Annotated in this window: 1 protein-coding gene and 1 other annotated feature; the gene reads left to right on the top strand. The window is 63.7% G+C overall.

Annotated features, from left to right (window positions below):
* Nucleotides 1-42: 42 nt before the first annotated feature.
* Nucleotides 43-1,292, top strand: a protein-coding gene (locus AAHM38_RS25405; RefSeq protein ID WP_085960508.1) for an IS3-like element ISRme15 family transposase whose coding sequence is annotated in 2 segments (ribosomal slippage) — nt 43-337 and nt 337-1,292 — 1,251 coding nt in all. Because the reading frame shifts where the segments join, the coding sequence is not laid out codon by codon here.
* Nucleotides 336-452, top strand: a sequence feature (AL1L pseudoknot). (Overlaps the previous gene by 117 nt.)
* Nucleotides 1,293-1,325 lie beyond the last annotated feature (33 nt).

The following is a 1,325-nucleotide window of genomic DNA, read 5'->3' on the forward strand; positions in this document are numbered from 1 at the left end:
TGAATCGCCCCGGGTTTTGCGGAGGCTCTCACTCTTGAGAGAATGCGAGCCATGAGCAAGAACAACGCAAACAAGTTTTCCCCGGAAGTGCGCGAGCGCGCCGTGCGCCTGGTGCAGGAGTCGCGCGGCGAGTACCCGTCGCTGTGGGTGGCGGTCGAGTCCATCGCGCCCAAGATCGGCTGCTCGGCGCAGACGCTGCTGACCTGGGTCAAGCGCCACGAAGTCGACAGCGGACAGCGCGAAGGCGTCACCACCAGCGAGCGAGAACGCATCAAGGAGTTGGAGCGGGAGAACCGAGAGCTGCGCCGCGCCAACGACATCCTGCGCACTGCCAGCGCTTTTTTCGCGCAGGCGGAGCTCGACCGCAAGCTGAAGTCGTAAACACCTACATCGACCGGCACCGGGAGGTTTACGGGGTCGAGCCGATCTGCAAGGTGTTGCAGGTTGCCTCGTCGGCCTATCGGCGCCATGCCGCACGGCTGCGTGATCCGTCACGGCGCAGCGACCGTGCGCGTCGTGATGAACGGCTCATGCCGCAAGTCCAGCGAGTGTGGCAGGAGAACCATCGCGTCTACGGCGCCGACAAGGTCTGGCGGCAACTGAACCGCGAGGGCGTGACGGTTGCCCGCTGCACGGTCGAGCGATTGATGCGCGCCCAGGGACTGCAAGGTGTGCGGCGCGGCAAGCGGCTGCGAACGACCATCGCTGACGACGCCGCCAGTCGCCCGGTGGATCGCGTCAACCGGCAGTTCCGGGCCGACCGTCCCAATCAGCTCTGGGTCTCGGACTTCACCTACGTCTCGACATGGCAGGGTTGGCTGTACGTGGCCTTCGTCGTCGACGTCTACGCCAGGCGCATCGTCGGCTGGCGCGTGAGCAAATCCATGACGACGGACTTCGTGCTCGATGCGCTGGAGCAGGCCCTATACGCTCGCCAGCCTGGCAACGACGGTTCTCTGACCCACCACTCCGATAGGGGATCGCAGTACGTCAGCATCCGCTATAGCGAACGCCTGGCCGAAGCCGGCATCGAGCCGTCGGTCGGCAGCCGTGGCGACAGTTACGACAACGCCTTGGCCGAGACGATCAATGGCTTGTACAAGGCCGAGCTGATCCATCGCCGCGCGCCTTGGAAAACCAGGGAATCCGTCGAACTGGCAACACTGGAATGGGTCGCTTGGTTCAACCATAAGCGCCTGCACTCATCCATCGGCTATATCCCGCCCGCCGAGGCTGAGGCAAACTACTACAACCAACTCGGCAAAACCGCCGACGAGGCCGTTTTACTTTAACCAAACAGCCTCCGCGAAAACCGGGGCGATTCA

It is taken from the genome of Ralstonia sp. OTU4908 (assembly GCF_038440115.1).
In the GTDB taxonomy this organism is placed as follows: domain Bacteria; phylum Pseudomonadota; class Gammaproteobacteria; order Burkholderiales; family Burkholderiaceae; genus Ralstonia; species Ralstonia pickettii.